General features: G+C 65.4%; 20 protein-coding genes. 12 read left to right on the top strand and 8 right to left on the bottom strand.

The window, feature by feature from the left end:
- Window positions 1-4: 4 nt before the first annotated feature.
- The 3 genes from QRN63_RS20865 to QRN63_RS20875 form a co-directional block, all read right to left on the bottom strand.
- Complete coding sequence (locus tag QRN63_RS20865; RefSeq protein WP_285032552.1) at window positions 5-862, bottom strand: ABC transporter permease; 858 nt, start codon at window positions 860-862, stop codon at window positions 5-7.
- Between the two features lie 7 nt (window positions 863-869).
- Window positions 870-1,685: an MlaE family ABC transporter permease gene (locus QRN63_RS20870; RefSeq protein WP_267316436.1), complete on the bottom strand. Its 816-nt coding sequence runs from the start codon at window positions 1,683-1,685 to the stop codon at window positions 870-872.
- A 195-nt stretch (window positions 1,686-1,880) separates the two neighbouring features.
- Window positions 1,881-3,341: an aldehyde dehydrogenase family protein gene (locus QRN63_RS20875; RefSeq protein WP_267316435.1), complete on the bottom strand. Its 1,461-nt coding sequence runs from the start codon at window positions 3,339-3,341 to the stop codon at window positions 1,881-1,883.
- A 118-nt stretch (window positions 3,342-3,459) separates the two neighbouring features.
- Between QRN63_RS20875 and QRN63_RS20880 the strand changes: the two genes are divergently transcribed.
- Both QRN63_RS20880 and QRN63_RS20885 read left to right on the top strand, forming a co-directional pair.
- The gene (locus QRN63_RS20880) at window positions 3,460-4,005 is read left to right on the top strand and encodes a thioredoxin domain-containing protein (protein ID WP_285032553.1); all 546 of its coding nucleotides are present in this window, start codon (window positions 3,460-3,462) and stop codon (window positions 4,003-4,005) included.
- A gap of 99 nt (window positions 4,006-4,104) precedes the next feature.
- Window positions 4,105-4,518 (top strand): DUF732 domain-containing protein, encoded by a 414-nt coding sequence (locus tag QRN63_RS20885; protein ID WP_285032554.1) that lies wholly within the window; start codon window positions 4,105-4,107, stop codon window positions 4,516-4,518.
- An 82-nt stretch (window positions 4,519-4,600) separates the two neighbouring features.
- On the opposite strand, the gene QRN63_RS20890 is transcribed toward QRN63_RS20885, so the two are convergent.
- The gene (locus QRN63_RS20890) at window positions 4,601-5,791 is read right to left on the bottom strand and encodes an amidohydrolase family protein (protein ID WP_267316432.1); all 1,191 of its coding nucleotides are present in this window, start codon (window positions 5,789-5,791) and stop codon (window positions 4,601-4,603) included.
- 86 nt (window positions 5,792-5,877) lie between these two features.
- A complete protein-coding gene (locus QRN63_RS20895) occupies window positions 5,878-6,468 on the bottom strand; it encodes a TetR/AcrR family transcriptional regulator (protein WP_267316431.1) in 591 nt (196 codons plus the stop codon).
- A 145-nt stretch (window positions 6,469-6,613) separates the two neighbouring features.
- Between QRN63_RS20895 and QRN63_RS20900 the strand changes: the two genes are divergently transcribed.
- On the top strand, window positions 6,614-7,900 hold the full coding sequence (locus QRN63_RS20900; RefSeq protein WP_267316430.1) for a cytochrome P450: 1,287 nt from the start codon (window positions 6,614-6,616) through the stop codon (window positions 7,898-7,900).
- Between the two features lie 213 nt (window positions 7,901-8,113).
- On the opposite strand, the gene QRN63_RS20905 is transcribed toward QRN63_RS20900, so the two are convergent.
- On the bottom strand, window positions 8,114-9,319 hold the full coding sequence (locus QRN63_RS20905) for a CaiB/BaiF CoA transferase family protein (RefSeq protein WP_267316429.1): 1,206 nt from the start codon (window positions 9,317-9,319) through the stop codon (window positions 8,114-8,116).
- Window positions 9,320-9,566: 247 nt separating this feature from the next.
- Here QRN63_RS20905 and QRN63_RS20910 point away from each other — a divergent pair, with 247 nt between their 5' ends.
- From QRN63_RS20910 to QRN63_RS20930, 5 genes are all read left to right on the top strand, one after another.
- The gene (locus QRN63_RS20910) at window positions 9,567-10,265 is read left to right on the top strand and encodes an SDR family NAD(P)-dependent oxidoreductase (RefSeq protein ID WP_285032555.1); all 699 of its coding nucleotides are present in this window, start codon (window positions 9,567-9,569) and stop codon (window positions 10,263-10,265) included.
- Window positions 10,266-10,291: 26 nt separating this feature from the next.
- A complete protein-coding gene (locus QRN63_RS20915; protein ID WP_267316677.1) occupies window positions 10,292-11,152 on the top strand; it encodes a mycofactocin-coupled SDR family oxidoreductase in 861 nt (286 codons plus the stop codon).
- A 12-nt stretch (window positions 11,153-11,164) separates the two neighbouring features.
- The gene (locus QRN63_RS20920; RefSeq protein ID WP_138231335.1) at window positions 11,165-11,359 is read left to right on the top strand and encodes a ferredoxin; all 195 of its coding nucleotides are present in this window, start codon (window positions 11,165-11,167) and stop codon (window positions 11,357-11,359) included.
- A gap of 31 nt (window positions 11,360-11,390) precedes the next feature.
- Window positions 11,391-12,734 carry a cytochrome P450 gene (locus tag QRN63_RS20925; protein ID WP_267316427.1) on the top strand — a complete coding sequence of 448 codons (1,344 nt, stop codon included), beginning with the start codon at window positions 11,391-11,393 and terminating at the stop codon, window positions 12,732-12,734.
- 76 nt (window positions 12,735-12,810) lie between these two features.
- On the top strand, window positions 12,811-13,572 hold the full coding sequence (locus QRN63_RS20930) for a MerR family transcriptional regulator (RefSeq protein WP_285032695.1): 762 nt from the start codon (window positions 12,811-12,813) through the stop codon (window positions 13,570-13,572).
- A gap of 20 nt (window positions 13,573-13,592) precedes the next feature.
- Here QRN63_RS20930 and QRN63_RS20935 read toward each other — a convergent pair whose 3' ends face one another.
- Window positions 13,593-14,771 carry an acyl-CoA dehydrogenase family protein gene (locus tag QRN63_RS20935; RefSeq protein ID WP_267316426.1) on the bottom strand — a complete coding sequence of 393 codons (1,179 nt, stop codon included), beginning with the start codon at window positions 14,769-14,771 and terminating at the stop codon, window positions 13,593-13,595.
- Window positions 14,755-15,753 carry an acyl-CoA dehydrogenase family protein gene (locus tag QRN63_RS20940; RefSeq protein ID WP_267316425.1) on the bottom strand — a complete coding sequence of 333 codons (999 nt, stop codon included), beginning with the start codon at window positions 15,751-15,753 and terminating at the stop codon, window positions 14,755-14,757. Before QRN63_RS20940 ends, QRN63_RS20935 begins: the two co-directional genes overlap by 17 nt.
- A gap of 103 nt (window positions 15,754-15,856) precedes the next feature.
- On the opposite strand from QRN63_RS20940, the gene QRN63_RS20945 reads away from it, so the two are divergent.
- The 4 genes from QRN63_RS20945 to QRN63_RS20960 are packed head-to-tail and all read left to right on the top strand — an operon-like array spanning window position 15,857 to window position 19,409.
- Complete coding sequence (locus QRN63_RS20945) at window positions 15,857-16,936, top strand: amidohydrolase family protein (RefSeq protein WP_285032556.1); 1,080 nt, start codon at window positions 15,857-15,859, stop codon at window positions 16,934-16,936.
- Between the two features lie 16 nt (window positions 16,937-16,952).
- Window positions 16,953-18,095, top strand: coding sequence for an amidohydrolase family protein (locus QRN63_RS20950; RefSeq protein WP_285032557.1), 1,143 nt, complete (start codon window positions 16,953-16,955; stop codon window positions 18,093-18,095).
- A gap of 40 nt (window positions 18,096-18,135) precedes the next feature.
- Window positions 18,136-18,525, top strand: coding sequence for a Rieske (2Fe-2S) protein (locus tag QRN63_RS20955; protein WP_267316422.1), 390 nt, complete (start codon window positions 18,136-18,138; stop codon window positions 18,523-18,525).
- On the top strand, window positions 18,522-19,409 hold the full coding sequence (locus QRN63_RS20960) for an alpha/beta fold hydrolase (protein ID WP_285032558.1): 888 nt from the start codon (window positions 18,522-18,524) through the stop codon (window positions 19,407-19,409). The genes QRN63_RS20955 and QRN63_RS20960 overlap by 4 nt, the downstream gene beginning before the upstream one ends.

A 19,409-nucleotide genomic window follows, 5' to 3' on the forward strand; every position in this document is an offset into this window, starting at 1 on the left:
CCGCTCACCCCGACAAGTTGAAGTTGCCGTTGGTGCCGTAGATCGCCAGGGACACCAGCAAGGTGACCGAGACGGTCGCGATCAGTGACGTGCGCACCGCATTGCCGACCGCGACGCCCACGCCCGACGGTCCACCGGACGCGAAGAAGCCGTAGTAGGTGTGGATCAGCAGGATGACGAGCGCCATCAGGATCGCTTGCAGAAACGACCAGAGCAGGTCGACGGGATTGAGGAAGGTGGCGAAGTAATGGTCGTAGAGACCCGCGGACTGCCGGAACAGGTACACCGTCACGAACCGGCTCGCCAGGAAGGACAGGATCACCGCGATCGCGTACAGCGGCACGATCGCGACCATGCCCGCGACGATGCGGGTGCCGACGAGATAAGCCACCGGTGGGATCGCCATGGATTCAAGGGCATCGATCTCTTCGTTGATCCGCATCGCACCGAGCTGCGCGGTCGCGCCCGCGCCGAATGTCGCCGCCAGCCCGATGCCGGCGATCACCGGTGCGGAGATGCGGACGTTGATGAACGCCGCAAGGAACCCGGTCAGCGCCTCGATGCCGATATTGCCCAGTGAGCTGTACCCCTGCACCGCGAGCGTGCCGCCGGCCGCCAGGGTCAGGAAGCCGACGATGACGACGGTTCCGCCGATGAGTGCCAATGTTCCTGCGCCCATGCTGATCTCGGCGACGAGGCGGATGGTCTCGCGGCGGTAGCGCAGAGCCGCGAGCGGCGCGCCCACCAACGCCATCCAATAGAACATGCCGTGGTCGCCGATGCCGCCCAGGACGTCGGCGGGCTTGCGCAGCACGCGCATGAACCTCGGGAACCGGTGGCGCAGAATCACTTCGGTCGACATGACAGCCTCACTTCACCGTCATCCGGATACCGATGGCGGTGACCACCACATTGACGACGAACAACGCCATGAACGCGTAGACCACCGTTTCGTTGACCGCGTTGCCCACGGCCTTGGCGCCGCCACCGGAGATCGTCAGGCCGCGGTAGCACGCGATGAGTCCGGCGATCAGGCCGAACAGCGCGGCCTTGATACACGAGATGATCAGCTCAGGTACGCCCGTCAGCAGCGTGATGCCGGCCCCGAACGCGCCCGGGTTCACGTCCTGGACGAACACCGAAAACACGTAGCCGCCAAGGATTCCGATGATGCAGACCAGGCTGTTGAGCAGCAGCGCCACGATGCCGGAGGCCAGCATCCGCGGTGTCACCAGTCGCTGGACGGGATTGATGCCCAGCACCTCCATCGCCTGAATCTCCTCGCGGATGGTGCGCGAACCCAGATCCGCGCAGATCGCGGTGGCACCCGCGCCCGCGACGATGAGCACCGTCACCATCGGGCCGACCTGCGTGACGGCACCGAACGCCGCACCCGCGCCGGAGAGGTCCGCCGCCCCGAGTTCGCGCAGCAGGATGTTGAGGGTGAAGCTCACCAGCACGGTGAACGGGATGGCCACCAGCAGCGTCGGAATCAGCGAAACCCTTGCGATGAACCAGGATTGGTTGAGGAACTCCTGCAGGTGAAACGGGCGCTGGAAAATGAACCCGAAGGCGTCGGCGCCCATCGAGAACAGGCCGCCGACGGCCTGCATGGGCTTACCGAAGCCGCGGCCGAGCGCCGGCAGTCCCGACGACCAGTGGTCCTGTCCGTTACTCGCGGCCATCGGCCGGCCCTTCCACAATGGTCACCGCGGACACCGCGCCGACGATGGCGCCGTTTTTCACGCGTCCCCCTCACCTGTCGGCAGCATTGGGACCCCCGGTGTGGAGCGAGTATTCCTCACGCGACCACCCGCGGGGGCACAAATGCACATCCACGACGGGACGCTGCGCCGGACGTCAGGCATCGGCGCGGCACATCATGCAACCACCGTCGCAAACGTCTTCGACTCGAGGAACTCCTCGAGCCCCGCGGTTCCCATCTCCCGCCCGATGCCCGACTGCTTGTAACCGCCGAACGGGCTGTCGGGGCTGAAGTAGTTGCCGCCGTTGATGGAGAACGTCCCGGTCCGGATCCGGCGGGCCACCCTCAGCGCCCGATCCTGGCTGCCGAACACCGCGCCGGACAGGCCGTAGATGGAGTTGTTGGCAATGCGCACCGCGTCGTCGTCATCGTCGTACGCGATCACCGCGAGCACCGGGCCGAAGACTTCTTCCTGCGCGATCTCGCTGTCGGGATCGACGTTCGTCAGCAGGGTCGGGGTATAGAAGTAGCCGGGGTCGACCTTCTCGCCACCGGTCACGAGCGTCGCACCGGCCTCGACCGCGCGCCTGACCATGCCGTCGACCTTGTCGCGTTGCTTCTCACTGATCAGCGGGCCCATGTAGGTCTTGGGATCAGCCGGATCGCCGTACCGGACCAGGCCGAAATTGTTCTTCACCATCTCGACGATCTCGTCCTGGTGGGCGCGCGGCACGAGCAGTCGCGACGTCAGGGCACAGCCCTGGCCGGCGTGCGTGACCATGCTGAAGGCCGTGAACAATGCCGCGGTGCTGAAATCGGCGTCGTCGAGCACGATCGCCGCGGACTTGCCGCCGAGTTCGAGGAACACCCGCTTGAGGGTGTCGCTCGCGGCCGCCATGATGCGCCGGCCGGTCGGGGTGGATCCCGTGAACGTCACCATGTCGACATCCGTGCTGCTGGTCAGCGCGGCGCCGACGGCGGGATCGGCGCCGCTGAGCACGTTGACCACACCCGCCGGGATGTCGGTGTGGTTGGCGAGCAGCTCTCCCAATGCCAGCGTGACCAGCGGGGTGTCCGGCGCACTCTTCAGGATGACGGTGCATCCCGCGGCCAGCGCCGGCGCCAACTTGGCCAGCGCCAACTGATTCGGGTAGTTGTACGCGATGATCGCGGCCACGACTCCGCCGGCTTCCTTCTCCACCCAGCGGTGGTGCTGCATACCGCGAATCTCGACGTTGCCGAGGTCTTCGGTCATCGGATACGTCTTCAGCAGTTCGGCGTAGTAGCGCACGATGTCGATCGGCTGGTCGAGTTGCGCTCCGGCGCACAGCGCCGCGGTGGCGCCCACCTCCGCGGTGGTGAGCGCGGCGAGTTCGTCGCGGTGCTCCAAGAGGGCGCGATGGAACTGTTCGAGGCAATGCACCCGGAAGTCGGTATTCGTCGACCAGTCGGTGGTGTCGAAGGCCCGGCGCGCGGCGGCCACCGCCGCGTCGGCATCGGCCACCGTGGCGTCGGGGGCGTGGCCCAGCACTTCGCCGGTGGCCGGGTTGAGGGAGGCGAACGTGCGCTCAGCTGTCAGGAGTCGTCCGTCGATGAGTAGCCGTCGGCCGACTGCCTCAGCGGTATCCTGCGGCATCCATCCTCCTCGATTGCGGGAATGCCATTCTCATTTCATGGAAACATTACATTCAATAACCGAGAATGTGAACGAGATTGTGCCGACAGATTTGCCGCTGAGGCTCTACCGTATGTCTATGACGCCGCGAGCCTGGACCGCCGTGAAGAAGTTTGCAGTTCTCGCCGCGGCGGTCGTCGTGGCGGGTATGGTGCCGCTCGCCGCCGCACCGCCTGCCACCGCCGACGAAAAGCCGTTGGGTGACAACAATGCCCGCCTGAAGTTCTACGGGACCGAGCTCGGCGGCGGCCTGTTCGACGGCCGCACCCTGATCGGGAAACCGACGGTCATCTGGTTCTGGTCGCCGCCGTCCCTCTGCGGAATCTGCCTGGCCGAGGCCCCGGTGATCAGCCGCGTAGCCGCGGCAAATCCGCAGGTCAGCTTCCTCGGTGTCGCCGGCCGCGGCGCAGTCGGCGACATGCGCGGCATCGTCGCGAACAACAATCTGAAGTTCCCCAACCTGACGGACGCCAACGGTCAGCTGTGGCAGGCCTTCTACGTGCCGTGGCCACCGGCGTGGGCGTTCATCCGCCCCGACGGCGACGGCTACCTCATCAACGACATCACCGCACCGACGACCGAGGATGTGCTGTCGGCGCGGGTGGCCGCGCTGACCGCTCCGTGACGCGACGCATTCGGCTCACCAGATGAGCGAGAATGTTATTCTCATTGATTGAGAGCCTGTCGCTCGACAGGTCGGCCCACCACCCTGACGGAGCCGCCGATGCTCACCATCCATCTCCGCGGACTCGCGTTCGCCGCCTGCGTCGCCACATGCCTCACCGCAGCCGGGATGACTACTCCCCCGGCTCGCGCCGACCAGGGCGAGGACTACCTGCTGCAGGAACTGCGGAAAACGAATCTGAAGTGGATGGCGCCGGGCGGAGAACCCGAAATCCTCGGCATCGGCTACGACATCTGCGGCGACTGGGCTGCCGGTGTGCCTTACGCCGACGAGGTCGCGGGCCGCATCGGTCCGCCGGGCTGGTGGTCACAGCGCAACGCCCGATTCTTCATCGCACTGTCCACGCGGTCGCTGTGCCCGGGGTTCTTCCTGAACAAGGTGCCGCCGGCCGATCAGGAGCTGATCGTGCAGCCCAAGCCCACGTGGCCGCCAGATCCACTGCCGCGCAACTGACCACCCGACACCAGACGCCCGAAGACGACGATGGCGCCGCCGGCAGTTTTGCCGGCGGCGCCGTTTCGCGGTTGGCGTCAGCTCAGACGGTGACGAGCCGGGCGAGGTTGCCGCCCATGATCTTTGCCTGATCGTCGACGGGCAGGTGCTGCAGCGCGGTCACGTAGTGCGTGGGCTCGGCCAGACCCTCGGGGTGCGGCCAGTCGGAACCGTAGAGGACCTGATCCACGCCGACGAGGTTGATCAGGTCGTCGATGCCCTCTTCGTAGAAGGGGCTGACGTGGATGCGGTTCTTGATCTCCTCCATCGGATTGCCGAGGAAGGCCTCGGGCGCCTTCTTGTAGACCTCGGCCATCTGGTCGAGCAAGGGGAACATCCACTTCGACCCCGCCTCGACGATGCCGACCTTCAGCTTGGGGTGACGGAACAGCGCGCCGTGGATCACCCAAGAGGCCACCGCGTCCTGGATCGGGCGCCATTCATTGAGGATGGCCATCGCGTTGGTCTGGAACGGCAACATCTCCTGGGCCGCGCCGTCCCACTCGGAGGTGTAGCGCGAGTAGCCGCTGTCCGACGAGTGCATCCCGATGAAGACGTCATACTCGACGCACTTCTGCCAGAACGGATCGAACTCGGGAAGCGCGAACGACCGCGGACCGCGGAACCCGGGCACCGGCGCCGGCCGGACGAGGATGGCGCGGGCGCCGCGCTTGACACACCACTCCAGTTCCTCGATGGCCTTTTCCACGATGGGCAGGGTGATCACCGGGGTCGTGAAGATGCGGTTCTTGTAGTTGAAGCCCCACACCTCGTCCAGCCACTGGTTCAACGAGTGGATGAGGACGTGGATGGCGACGGGATCGTCGCGCAGCCGCTCCTCGATCAGGCTCGCCAGCGTCGGGAACATCAGCGTGCGGTCGAGACCCAACTGATCCATGAGCTCGAGCCGCGGCGCGGGCTCGAAGAAGGCCGGGATGGCCTTCATGGGCTCACCGAAGAGCTCACGCCGGGTCTTGCCCTCCGGGTTGCCGTACTTGAAGTACTCCTCCCAGGCGCCGGGCCGGGCCACCACCGAGAACGTGGGGTTCGGGATGTAGTTGCTGATCTGACCCCGGATCGCGATCTTGGTGCGTCCGTTGACCTCGACGTACTGGACGACGTCCTTGTACTCCTTGGGGAGGTACTTGGTCAGCGCCTCCGGCGGCTCGTAGAGGTGGTTGTCCGCGTCGAACAGCGGAAACGGAATATCGACCCGATGCGACAGTTGTCCCATGAAATTCTCCTTCGCGATTCATGAGAATCTTATTCTCATATGGCGCGAACACGCAATCACCTGACTGCGGTTGATGACGGAGCGGGCTAGCTTTCGGCGGCGGGATCGAGCTTGCGCAGGTGCCGATCGAAGTACGCGAGGATCTCGTCGTGCCCAACGGAGACCCCGAGGGCGGCCTCCATTGTCAGCAGCTGTGACATCCCGACGATCAGCGAGATCGCGACGATCGGCGGCAGCTCCTCGGTATCGATTCCGTATTTCTCCAGCACCGACCCGACCAACTCCGCCTGCCCTTCCAGGAACTGCCGCGCGGCACCGGCGATCTCGGACCCGAGTTCTTTGCGATGGTTGGCCAGCGCCGCATATTCCATGATCAGCGCAGTGTCGCGGTTCTCGATGAGGAAGGTCCACAGCGCCCGCAACGGGTTCGGCGCCAGCAGGATCAACGACTGCGCAGCCAACCCCTGCTCGGTTCGGCGGCGGAACGCCGCCAGGAACAGATCGTCCATGGTGCGGAAGTAGTAATGGACCAGTTGCGGCTTGAGGCCGGCCCGTTCGGCGACCCGCCGGGACGTCACCGCGGCGTACCCCTCGTCGAGCATCAACGCCTCGGCGGCGTCGAGTAGCGCCCCGCGATTCTTCGCCTCGGGTCCACCGATCCTTCGCTCCGATGCCATGCCGTCACAGTCCGTTCTCGATCGCCGCCGCGCCGATCGTAATTGTCCACATCCCGCCGTGTGACCTTGACCACGCCACAATCCAGATGCTAAGCAAGTGCCCAGCACTTTGGTTGCAAATCGATGCCTGGAGGCCAGCCCACACATGACGAACTTCGACGAGGTCGATTACTACACCGACCAGTCATTGGTGCCAGACCCGCACCCGTACTTCGACCATCTGCGCAACAAGTGCCCGGTGACCAGGGAAAACCACTACGGCGTCGTGGCCGTCACCGGCTGGGAAGAGGCCAACGCGGTCTACAAGGACGCCGACTCGTTCTCGGCATGCGTCGCGGTGACCGGGCCGTTCACCCCGCTGCCGTTCACCCCCGAGGGGGACGACATCTGCGCCCAGCTCGCCGAGCACCGCACGGCCATCCCGATGTTCGAGCACATGATCACCATGGACCCGCCCGAGCACACCCGAGCCCGCTCGCTGCTGTCCCGACTACTGACGCCCAAGCGCCTCAAAGAGAACGAGGATTTCATGTGGCGGCTCGCCGACCGCCATATCGACGAATTCATCGCCGACGGTAAATGCGAGTTCCTGGCCTCGTACGCGCGGCCGTTCTCCCTCCTCGTCGTTGCCGACCTGCTCGGCGTCCCCGAGGAGGACCACGAGGAGTTCCGTGAGGCGTTCGGCGCCGAGCGCCCCGGCAGTCGCGTCGGCGCGCTGGATCATGAGCCACTCGCGTCCAACCCGCTGGAGTGGGCCGACGAGAAAGTCGGCCAGTACCTCGAAGACCGCCGGAGTCATCCGCGTGACGACGTACTGACCTCACTGGCGACGGCCAAGTACGAGGACGGATCGACGCCCGAGATCAGCGACGTCGTCAAGACCGCGACATTCCTCTTCGGCGCCGGCCAGGAGACGACGGCCAAACTGCTCACCGCCGCGATGCGCTTCCTCGGCGAGCAGCCCGAGTTGCAGCAGCGGCTGCGCGAGGACCGTAGCCGTATCCCGAACTTCGTCGAAGAGTGTCTGCGCATGGAAAGCCCGGTCAAGACGCTGCACCGGCTGGCGCGGAAGTCGACGAAGGTCGGCGATGTGGACGCCCCGGCCGGCACCATCGTCATGATCAGCCCCGGCGCGGTCAACCGCGACCCGCGCCGATTCGACCAGCCCCACGAATTCCAGTTGGACCGCAAGAACGTTCGCGAACACCTGGCCTTCAGCCGGGGTGTGCACTCCTGCCCCGGGGCGCCGCTGGCCCGCGTCGAGGGCCGAGTGTCGCTGGAGCGGATTCTGGATCGCCTGGGCGACATCCAACTCGACGAAGCCGCGCATGGCCCGGAGGGCGACCGGCGGTACAACTACGAGCCGACCTTCGTCCTGCGTGGCGTGACCGATCTGCACATCAACTTCACACCCTTGGCGGCCAAGGCCTGAGCCCGCACCACAGGGTGGGTGGCACCGCGAATGTGCGCACAGATCGCCGGGTTCGTCGTGGCGACGGTCTGTGCGCACCGTCGCGGTGACCCACCTTCACGTGACCGTGCCCGCCGCCCCGGCATGTCCGATCCGGAGGCGTCAACTTTCCTTGCCGGTCACGGAAAGTTGACGCCCCCGATTCGCAAGTGCCGCAAGATAACCCGCGCTCCTTTAGGTAACCGCGCCGGCCGACTTGAGTTCGATGATCCGGTCCCAGTCCATCCCGAGCTCCAGCAAAATCTCCTCGGTCTGCTCGGCGAAACCGGGCGCAGGCCCGGTCTGTGGCGGGGTTACGTCGAATTGCACCGGGTTGGCCACCAATTCGAGCTCGCCCGCCTGCACCAGGTAGTCGTTCGCGCGGACCTGCGCGTCCTCGGCGGCCTGCAGGGTGTCCTGGACCGGTGCCCACGGACCGGAGAGGGTGGCGAACCGCTCCCGCCACTGCGCCAGCGTCTTGGTCGCCATCGCCTTGCTCAGAATCTCCACGGCCACCGCGGTATTGGCCGCGATGTCCTGCGCCGTCGCGAACCGTGGATCGTCGATGTACTCGTCCAGTTCCATGTGCCGGCATACGTCGGCCCAGAATTTGGTCGGTTGCATCATCACCAGCGAGATGATGCGCCCGTCGGCCGTTTCGTAAAGGCCGACAAGGGGATTGACGGGCGAGCCATGGACCCCGGGAGCCGGCGCCTCCATCAGCTGGCCGAGGTGCGACGTGAGCGCAACGGTGTGCCCCATGGACCACAGGCCACTGCCCAGCAGCGAGACGTCGACGACCGACGGCACGCCGGTCCGTTCCCGCTTGAAAAGTGCCGCCGCGATGCCGCCGGCCAGATTGGTCCCGGAAATGGTGTCGCCGTAGGCCGGTCCCGGCGGTGCGATCATGCCGGGCATACCGGGTGGCGTGATGGTCGCCGCGGTTCCGGCCCGGCACCAGAACGCCGTCATGTCGTAGCCGCCCTTTTCGGACTCGGCCCCGCGCGGACCCAGGGCGCTGCCGCGCGCATAGATGATCGCCGGGTTGACGGCCCGGATGTCGTCGACATCGATACCGAATTTCTTGCGGTGACCGGGCAGGAAGCTGGTCAGAAAGACATCGGCACGGCGCGCGAGCTCCAACAGGACCTCGCGGCCCTCGGGCACCGCCATATCGAGCCCGATGCTCCGCTTGCCGCGGTTGGCGTGCTCGATGTTGGGATTCGGGTCACCCTCGACGCGCAGTGTGCCGGTCTGCCGGAGGCCGCGCTGCGGGTCACCGGTCACCGCGTGCTCGACCTTGATCACGTCGGCACCCCACTCGCCCAAGACCGCACCGCCCGACGGCACGAAGCCGTACATCGCGACCTCCAGCACTCGGACACCATCCAAGGGCCCCATCCGATCTCCTCTGATCCGGAAATGTCATTCTGCAATTTCGATAACCATACTCGCACACGGCCAGTTTTCCGATGGGTATGCAACTTCCGGGCCGATCCTCAACCGATCACCGGCTTCCTTCGCCAAGAGAATCGGCGCAGGTGGAATCCCCTATCCACGATTCTGTTGCGGGAAATCGACGTTGGAGAGTATCGTTCTCAAAATCGGAAGGGAGATTTCTCTCAGTGATCTACATCGGTAGCCTGTCGTGAAGAATGCCGTCGTTACCGGAGGCGGGTCCGGCATTGGTCGCGCCATTGTGGCGCGCCTGCGCGCCGACGGCCTGAACGTCGCGACCCTCGACCTCAACCCGTCGGACGACGAGTTCGGCTTCACCGCCGATGTCACGGATCGAGCGCAGGTCGATGCCGCGCTCGACGGCATTCGCGAGAAACTCGGACCCGTCACGGTGCTGGTGAACTCCGCCGGCCTCGAGAAGTTCAAGCGGTTCACCGACCTGGAATTCGCGGACTGGCAACGCGTCATCGACGTCAACCTCAACGGTGTCTTCCACTGCATCCAGGCGGTACTGCCGGACATGCTGGAAGCGGGCTGGGGTCGCATCGTCAACATATCGTCGTCGAGCACCCACTCCGGGCAGCCGTATATGTCGCCCTACGTGGCCGCCAAATCGGCCGTCAACGGCCTGACCAAATCGCTGGCGCTGGAGTACGGGCCGTCCGGCATCACCGTCAACGCCGTGCCCCCCGGCTTCATCGACACCCCCATGCTGCGCAAGTCCGAAGAACGCGGGTACCTGAAGGTCCAGCAGAGCATCGATGCGACGCCCGTGCGCCGCATCGGCCGGCCCGAAGACATCGCCGCCGCGTGTGCGTTCCTGATCTCCGAAGAGGCCGGTTACATCACGGGGCAGATTCTGGGCGTCAACGGCGGACGAAACACATAGCAAGGGAAGGCTTTTCAATGACTTCAGTGGGACGGGTAGCGGGCAAGGTCGCCTTCATCACCGGCGCGGCACGCGGCCAGGGCCGCAGCCACGCGGTCCGACTGGCCGAAGAAGGCGCCGACATCATCGCCGTCGACCTGTGCGAGGACATCGAGTCCATCGGATACCCGATGGCCACGCCCGAAGATCTCGACGAGACCAGGAACCTGGTGGAGAAGACGGGCCAGCGCATCGTCACCGCACACGCCGACGTCCGCGAGGTCACACAGCTGCGAACGGCGCTCGAGGCCGGCTTGTCAGAGTTCGGCAAGGTCGACATCGTCCTCGCCCAGGCCGGCGTCGCCGGAATGAAAAGTGATGTGCCCCTGCAGGCCTGGATCGACACCATCAACACCAACCTGGTCGGCACCATCAACGCCATCCAGGTGTGTCTGCCCCATCTCAAGGAGGGCGCGGCCATCGTCGCGACCGGTTCGACAGCCGCCCTCATGGACGCCCACCTCAAGATGAACCCGGGCAACGACATCGGCGGCTTCGCCTACATGACGTCCAAACGTCTTCTCTCCCAGTACGCTCACGACCTGGCCACCGAGCTCTCGCCGCGCGGCATCCGGCTGAACGTGGTCCACCCCACCAACGTCAACACCGCGATGCTGCAGAGCCCGCCGATGTACAAGTCGTTCCGGCCCGACCTGCCGAATCCGACGCGCGAGGACGCCGAGCCGGCCTTCGGCATCCAGCAGGCCATGAAGATCAACTTCGTGGAACCGGAGGACATCAGCAACGCCATCCTGTGGCTGGTCTCCGACGAGGCCCGCTACATCACCGGCACCCAGTTGCGGGTCGATGCCGGTGGCTACCTCAAGTGGTACGACTACCACGTCTGATCGGGAGTGACAGTGAAGGTTTGGGTTGACGGGCAGCGCTGCCAGGGCCACACGCTGTGCGCGATGATCGCGCCGGATGCGTTCGTGCTCAACGATATCGACGGCACGTCGTCGCCGGTTGACGAGGTCGTGGCACCGGGGCTCGAAGACGCGGTCCGCGAGGCCGCGCACTCGTGCCCCGAACAGGCCATCACGATCGAGGACTAGCGAGTATGAGACCAGCAGGGAGACAGGAACTTTGAGCGTCCAGGACGAGCGCAAGAAGGACACCTTCCACTTCGACCGGCACACCCCGGAGTACCGACTGCAGTTCGAGCAGATCACCGCGGAGATGCAGGCGCAGTGCCCGGTGGCCTGGACCGATACCTACAACGGTCACTGGGTCGCCGCCGACAGCAAGCACGTCTTCGAGTTGGCGCGCTGCCCCGTCGTGTCCAATCACCACGACATCAGCGGCGAGACGCCGTTCCAGGGCATCACCATTCCGAAAGCCAGCCGGGCCAGCGTTGTCCGCGGCGGCATCCTCGAGATGGACGAGCCCGAGCACAGCACCTACCGCAGCGCCCTGAACCCCTACCTCTCGCCCGCGGCGATCAAGCGCTGGGAACCGTTCGTCGACGAGATCACCCGCGCCGCATTGGATGAACACATCGAAACGGGCCGCATCGACTTCGTCGAGCATCTCGCCAATGTGGTGCCGGCGGTGTTCACGCTGGCGATGATGGGTATCGAACTGAAGAAGTGGAACGTCTACAGCGAGCCCACGCACGCGTCGGTGTACACCCCCGAGCACGCGCCCGAACGCGAGAAGATCAACGAACAGCACCGCGAGATGGGGATCGACCTCATCAACAACATGATGGAGATCCGGCAGAATCCGCGGCCGGGCCTGGTCAACGCGCTGCTGCAGCTGCGCATCGACGGTGAGCCCGCGCCGGACATGGAGATCCTGGGCAATCTCGGTCTGATCATCGGCGGCGGTTTCGACACCACGACCGCCCTGACCGCGCACGCCCTGGAATGGCTCGGGGAACACCCCGACGACCGCGCGCGGCTCAGCCGTGAGCGTGCCACGCTGCTCAATCCCGCCACCGAGGAGTTCCTCCGCTTCTTCACCCCCGCCCCGGGCGACGGCCGCACGTTCGCCGACGATGTGGAGGTCGAAGGTCAGCAGTTCAAGCGGTACGAGCGGCTGTGGTTGTCGTGGGCGATGGCGAACCGGGACCCGGCGGTGTTCGATCAACCGAACGAGCTGATCATGGACCGAAAGGGCAACCGGCACTTCAGCTTCGGCATCGGCGTGCACCGCTGTGTCGGATCCAACGTGGCGCGCACGGTGTTCAAGTCCATGCTGACGGCGGTACTGGACCGAATGCCCGACTACGTGTGCGACCCCGAGGGCACCGTGCACTACGACAGCATCGGCGTCATCCAGGGCATGCGGAATCTGCCGGCGACGTTCACCGCGGGAAAGCGCCTGGGCCCGGGCCTCGACGAGACGTTGGAGAGGTTGCAGCGCATCTGTAATGAGCAGGAACTGGCCCGGCCCATCACCGAGCGCAAGGAAGCGGCCGTCATCTAGTCCGTCATCTAGGTTGGGACTTGACCCTCACGCGACGTGAGGCACCAGCCTTATCGATGTGACGCAGGAGATGCCGGTGGACGGACTCACCGTGGGCGAAGTCGCGCAGCGCTTCGGCATCACGGTCCGCACTCTTCACCACTATGACGACATCGGGTTGTTGACCCCGAGCCGCCGCAGCGCCTCGGGTTACCGGCTGTACACGTCGGCCGATCTGACACGCTTGTCCCAGATCATCGTCTATCGCCGGCTCGAGTTCCCGCTCGATGAGATCGCGAGCCTCCTCGACGAGGGCGACGAGGTCAGCCACCTGATTCGTCAGCGCGAACGCGTCATGTCCCAACTCGACGAGATGAAAGCACTCGTCGAGGCCATCGATCAGGCATTGGAGAAGACAATGACGAACACCCCCATGACCGACGACGACATGCGCGAGCTCTTCGGTGACGGGTTCGACGACTATCAGGCGGAAGCCGAGCAGAAGTGGGGCGAAACGCCGGAGTGGAAGGAATCGCAGCGCCGGGCCAAGTCTTACGGCAAGGAAGATTGGGTGCAGATCAAGGCCGAGGGCGAGGCCGTCGAGAAGGCGTTGTCCGACGCATTCCGCGCCGGGCTCCCGGCCGACTCGATCGAAGCGATGGACGCGGCCGAGCAGCACCGGCTCCACGTGAACCGGTGGTTCTACGACTGCCCGCCGGCCTTCCACCGCAATCTCGGCGACATGTACGTCAGCGACCCGAGGTACGTCGCCACGTACGACGAATCCTTCGGGCTCCCAGGCCTTGCGGCGTACTGCCGCGCGGCCATCCACGCGAACGCGGACCGAACCGGGCACTGACCGGTCCGGCCTCGCCGGTATCAGCGTGCCCGCGGCAGGCCCAGCACGTGCTGGGCGATGATGTTGCGCTGAATTTCGGAGGTACCGCCGGCGATGGTGCCACCGAAGCTGCGGGCGTAACGCTCGAACCAGCTGACGAAGTAGTGGTCGAGGTTCATGTGCTCGTACCGGCCCGACGTCGAGGGATGGTTGAGCCCCTCGATTCCCGCTGCGGACAACGCATTTTCGAGTGCGGTGCGCTCGGCCTCCGACCCCAGGAGCTTGAGCACCGACACCGACTGGGTGTCCATCTCGCCGCGGGAGGCGCGCGCCAGCGCTGCCGAACCCATAGCGCGCAGGGCGTGGTAATCCATGATGGTCGTGGCGTACTGGTCGCGCTCGAGTGCCGTGCGCGGCCGGAAGTCGGCGATCATGTTGGCGATCCGGTCGGCGAAACCCAGCCACATCATGGTGCGTTCATGACCGAGCGAACCGTTGGCCACGCCCCAGCCGCCATTGAGTGGCCCGACAAGGTTTTCGGCCGGAACCCTTGCGTCCGTGAAGAAGACCTCGTTGAAGTCCAGGTTCTCCTGACTGCACAGGTCCGCGAACGGCCGGCACACCACGCCGGGGGTATCGGTAGGGATGATGAGAACGCTGATGCCCTTGTGCTTCGGGGCGTCCGGGTCGGTGCGCACGAACGTCAGCAGGAAGTCGGCATCGTGTGCGCCGGAGGTCCACACCTTCTGTCCGTTGACGACGAAGTGGTCGCCGTCCAGCACCGCGCGGGTGCGCAACGAGGCCAGATCGGACCCGGCGCTCGGCTCGCTCATGCCGAGTGACGCCGTCTTCTCGCCCCGCAGCACCGGCACCGCCCAGCGGTGCTTCTGCTCCTCGCTGCCGAACGTAAGCAGCGACGCCGCAATGATATTCACACCCTGCGGGTTGAAGCTGTGGTAAATCCGGCGGCGGCACAGCTCATCGAGATGGACGAACTGCTGCACCACGGACGCGTTGCGACCGCCGAACTCCGGCGGCTGGGCCGGCAGCAGCCAGCCGTTGTCGAACAGCAGCCGTTGCCAGTCCCGCGCCCACTGCGGCATGTGCGACACCGACCGGGGTCGCTCCAAAGTGTCTGTCTCCGTGGGCAGATGCGCGTCGAGAAACGCAGAGAACTCGGCGCGGAAGGCTTCGACGTCGGCGTCATACGAGAGTTGCACGGTACTCCTCTGCGATCATTGCGCGGTGTTCTGCGGCGCCGCCGAGCATCAGCTCGCCGGCCTTGGCGCGCTTGAGCGCGAACTGCAGGTCGTTCTCCCAGGTGAATCCCATGGCTCCAAAGGACTGCAGACCCTGCCGGAACACCAGGGCCTGGCACTCCCCCGCCGACGCCTTGGCCATCGCCGCGGCCAGGCGCCGGCGCGGATCGTCGACGCTGATCGTCAGCGCGGCGAAGTACGACAACGCCCGGGCCCGTTCGATCGCGACGTGCATGTCCGCGGCCTTGTGCTGCAGCGCCTGAAACGATCCGATCGGGACGCCGAACTGATGGCGTTCCTTGATGTGCTCCAACACCAGGTCGAGGATGCGCTGGCAGGCACCGACCATGTGCACTGCCATACCGGTCAGCGCGACGTGACGGCCGCGCTCGGCATCGGTCCCGACACGCTCGGAGTCGGACACCCGGACCCCGTCGAATGACAGGTCGGCGATGTGCAGCACCGGGTCGAACACCAGGTCCCGACGCACGCCCACCGCCGCGGCATCGACGAGAAAGACGCCGGCCGCGGTCACCACGGCAAGCCGTTCAGCGCGGTCACCGTCCAGTACGTAGCGCGCCGTGCCGTCCAGCGCCCAGCCCTGGCCGTCGCGACGCGCCGAAACTCCTTGGTAGACCACAGCACCCGCTTGTTGCGGGTCGAAGCGATCACCGGCCAGCGGCGCGAACTGGGTCATCGTGGCCAGGAACGGCGTCGGATCGGTGGCCCGCCCGAGTTCCTCGAGCACAATGGCCAACTCGACGGCGTTCTCGGGTTCGGCCATCTCCGTCCAGCCGGCATCCACCCACGTGCCCCAGAGCGGAGCCGGGTCGGCGTCGTACTCGGCGATGGCCCGGATCAATGTCGGCGGGCACTGCTTGGTTACGGCATCGCGGACGGTCTCCTGCCATAACCGCTGATCAGCGTCGAACTCCAAAAGCATGCAGCGCCTCCTACGGCTAAATTCGGTCGCAAAAGTGAGAATAGCATTCTCTTTTGAGGTAATTAAGATTTACACTGAGTCGAGAGCTCGGGAGGGCAGCCAAGTGATCGACCACGGCGACGGGACGCGTACCCCCGTCATCGACGCCAGCGTGCACATCTTCTTCGGATCGAACCGGGACCTGCGCGACGTGCTGCGTGAACCGTTCAAGAGCCGCGGCTTCCCGGACTACGAGATGGATTGGTACGGCGCGCCCGGCGGCGAGTACGCGCCGGGTACCGAGGGGCCCGACGGGCAGTACCCCGGCTCCGACCCGGAGATCGTCGCCCACCACCTCTTCGAACAGCGCGGCGTCGATGTTGCTGTGCTGCATCCGATGTCGCGCGGCATCATGCCCGACCGACACCTCGGCAGCGCACTCGCCGCGGCGCACAACGAGATGCTGGTGTCACGCTGGCTGGAACACTCCGAATTCGGCGAGCGGTTCCGCGGCACCATCCGCATCAACCCCGACGACATCCCCGGCGCGCTGCGCGAGATCCAGAAGTACAAGGACCATCCCCGTGTCGTGCAGCTCGGCCTCCCGCTGCAGTCGCGGGAACTGTTCGGCAAGCCGCAGTTCTGGCCGTTATGGGAAGCCGCGATCGACGCGAAGCTGCCGGTCGCCGCGCACATCGAGGTCGGCGCAGGTATCGCCGCCGCACCGACGCCCTCGGGCGTGCCGAACACCTACGAGCAGTACGTCGGCTTCATGGCGCTCAACTTCCTCTACCACCTGATGAACATGATCGCCGAGGGGGTGTTCGAGCGGATGCCCGAGCTGAAGTTCGTCTGGGCCGACGGCGCCGCCGATCTGCTGACCCCGTTCATGTGGCGCATGGACTGCTTCGGCAGGCCGCATCTCGAGCAGACGCCGTGGGCACCGAAGATGCCGAGTGACTATCTGCCCGGCCACGTGTATTTCGTCCAGGGCGCGCTGGACGGGCCGGGCGACGCCGAATTCGCCGGCGACTGGCTGGGTTTCACCGGTAAGGACGACATGGTCCTGTACGGATCCAGTTATCCGCACTGGCAGCTCAACGACCTCACCGTGCCCAGCTCTTACAGCACTGCGCAGCGCGACAAGCTCTGCTGGCGAAATGCCGCCGATCTGTACGGCATCACCGTGCCGGTCGGCGTGTGAGGAAGGAAGGATCGCGATGAGCGTGACTGTCACCGAACGCAAACCGGCCGCCGAGCGGATCGCCGTGCGGTGCGTCGATTCCGATGTCCACCCGGCCCCGCGCCGGGGCGAGCTGATCCAGTACATCCCCGAACCCTGGCGCACCAAGTATTTCCTCAGCCGCAACGTCGGCGAGCAGATCTACTACGATGCCCCCGACTACGCGCACACGTACGCAATGCGCGTCGACGCCTTCCCGCCGGACGGTGAATTCGCCTGCAGTGACCCCGATCTGGCCTTCCAACAGCTGATCATGCAGGCCGGCGCCGACATCGCGATTCTGGAACCCGCGGCATATCCGGCCCGGATCGGGGGCGCCAACCACGCCCTCAATATGGCACTCAACGAATGGCAGCTCCATCACTGGCTCGACAGCCACAACAACTGGCACGAACGCTGGCGCGGCTCCATCTGCGTGGCGATCGAAGAGCCGAACCTCGCTGCCGCGGAGATCGAGCGTCTGGCCGGCCACCCGTTCCTGGGCCAGATTCTGATCAAAGCCGAGCCACGACCGGCATGGGGTGACCCGAAATACGATCCGGTGTGGGCCGCGGCCACCAAAGCCGGCATGCCGGTGAGCTGCCACCTCTCCCGCAGCCATCACGAAGAACTACCCATGCCGCCGGTCGGCATGCCGAGCTACAACCACGACTTCATGGTCACCTATTCGCTGCTCGCGGCCAACCAGGTGATGAGCATGATCTTCGACGGTCTCTTCGATCGGTTCCCCACGCTGCGAATCGTTTTCGTCGAGCACGCGTTCACCTGGATCCTGCCGCTGATGTGGCGCATGGACAGGATGTACGAGGCCCGCAAGCCCTGGCTCGACATCAAGCGCAAACCCAGCGAGTACGTGAAGGACCACATCAAGTTCACCACCCAGCCACTGGACTACCCCGAGGACAAGACCGAGCTCACCCGGGCGCTCGAGTGGATGGAGTGCGAGAAGATCCTGCTGTTCAGCTCGGACTACCCGCACTGGACCTTCGACGACCCCCGCTGGCTGGTCAAGCACCTGCCCGAGCACGCCCGGGAAGCGGTCATGTTCCGCAACGGCATCGAGACGTACAACCTGCCGACGACGGTGCCGGCACTCGAGGGACAGGTCCGGGTGTTCTGATGCGGCGGGCTGGAGCGCAGCGACCCGGGGATTCAGCACAGTGACCGAACCGAAAGAGCCCCGGCTCGCACAGGGGCGCGAGCACGTCGTGGCCACCGTCGACGAAATCCCGCCGGGGACACACAAATTGGTGCCCATCGGGCGGCACGGCGTCGGCGTGTACAACGTGGGTGGCGCCTTCTATGCCATCGCGAACTACTGTCCGCACGAGGGCGGTCCGCTGTGCTCGGGCCGCCCCCGCGGCCGGACCATCGTCGACGACAGCGTGCCGGGCGACGCCGTGATGGTGCGCGACCTTGAGTTCATCTACTGCCCCTGGCACCAGTGGGGCTTCGAATTGGCCACCGGGACAACGGCCGTGAAGCCGGAGTGGAGCATCCGGACCTACCCGGTGCGGGTCATCGGCAACGAGGTGCTGGTACAGGCATGACGCAACTGAAGCGCGGTGAGAAGGTCATCGAGATCAACGGTGGCAACGTCGTATACGAAATCCTGGGCAAAACCGGAGATTTCATCGCAGTGACACCCGGCGGCCGGTTCAGCAAGGACATTCCCGGTTTGCGTCCCCTGGCGCAGGCTCTGGCCAAGGGCGGCTACCGGGTGCTCCTGTGGGACCGGCCCAACTGCGGCAAGTCCGACGTGCAGTTCTACGGCCAGAGCGAATCGCACATGCGCGCCGAGACGCTGTACACGCTCATCGCCAAATTGGGGATCGGACCCTGCATCCTCGCCGGCGGATCGGGCGGCGCGCGGGACTCGATGCTCACCGCCATGCTCTATCCCGAGATCGTCACCAAGCTGGTGGTCTGGAACATTGTCGGTGGCGTCTACGGCTCCTTCGTGCTCGGCTCGTACTACATCGTGCCGAGCATCCTGGCCGTCCGCGGGGCGGGAATGAAAGGTGTTGCCCAGGTTGATGAGTGGCGTGACCGCATCGCCGACAACCCGGCCAACGCGGCGCGCCTGCAGTCCTACGATCCCGACGAATTCCTCAAGCTGATGCTGCGGTGGCTGAACGCGTTCGTGCCCAAACCCGGCCAGACCATCCCCGGGGTCGAAGACGAGATGTTCGACAACATCACGGTGCCGACCCTGATCATCCGTGGCGGCGAGAACGACCTCGATCACCCCAAGCGGACGTCACTGGAAGTCAGCTGCCTCATCAAAGGTTCGCAACTGATCGATCCACCGTGGCCGGAAGACGCCTGGGAGCGCGCCAACGAGGCCAGAGCAGCGGGAAAGGTCAAACACTTCAACATGTTCGACACCTGGGTGCAGGCCGCACCGCCGATCCTGAAGTTCCTCCGCCGATGA

The sequence above is a fragment of the Mycolicibacterium sp. lyk4-40-TYG-92 genome (genome assembly GCF_030209435.1).
In the GTDB taxonomy this organism is placed as follows: domain Bacteria; phylum Actinomycetota; class Actinomycetes; order Mycobacteriales; family Mycobacteriaceae; genus Mycobacterium.

Excerpts from the sequence above, each read along its gene's own strand:
- QRN63_RS20870 (WP_267316436.1), bottom strand. The coding sequence starts at position 1,685 with ATGGCCGCGAGTAACGGACAGGACCACTGGTCGTCGGGACTGCCGGCG.
- QRN63_RS20940 (WP_267316425.1), bottom strand. The coding sequence starts at position 15,753 with ATGCTTTTGGAGTTCGACGCTGATCAGCGGTTATGGCAGGAGACCGTC.
- QRN63_RS20885 (WP_285032554.1), top strand. The coding sequence starts at position 4,105 with ATGCTCACCATCCATCTCCGCGGACTCGCGTTCGCCGCCTGCGTCGCC.
- QRN63_RS20960 (WP_285032558.1), top strand. The coding sequence starts at position 18,522 with ATGACGCAACTGAAGCGCGGTGAGAAGGTCATCGAGATCAACGGTGGC.
- QRN63_RS20900 (WP_267316430.1), top strand. The coding sequence starts at position 6,614 with ATGACGAACTTCGACGAGGTCGATTACTACACCGACCAGTCATTGGTG.
- QRN63_RS20865 (WP_285032552.1), bottom strand. The coding sequence starts at position 862 with ATGTCGACCGAAGTGATTCTGCGCCACCGGTTCCCGAGGTTCATGCGC.
- QRN63_RS20890 (WP_267316432.1), bottom strand. The coding sequence starts at position 5,791 with ATGGGACAACTGTCGCATCGGGTCGATATTCCGTTTCCGCTGTTCGAC.
- QRN63_RS20905 (WP_267316429.1), bottom strand. The coding sequence starts at position 9,319 with ATGGGGCCCTTGGATGGTGTCCGAGTGCTGGAGGTCGCGATGTACGGC.
- QRN63_RS20880 (WP_285032553.1), top strand. The coding sequence starts at position 3,460 with ATGACGCCGCGAGCCTGGACCGCCGTGAAGAAGTTTGCAGTTCTCGCC.
- QRN63_RS20875 (WP_267316435.1), bottom strand. The coding sequence starts at position 3,341 with ATGCCGCAGGATACCGCTGAGGCAGTCGGCCGACGGCTACTCATCGAC.
- QRN63_RS20950 (WP_285032557.1), top strand. The coding sequence starts at position 16,953 with ATGAGCGTGACTGTCACCGAACGCAAACCGGCCGCCGAGCGGATCGCC.
- QRN63_RS20895 (WP_267316431.1), bottom strand. The coding sequence starts at position 6,468 with ATGGCATCGGAGCGAAGGATCGGTGGACCCGAGGCGAAGAATCGCGGG.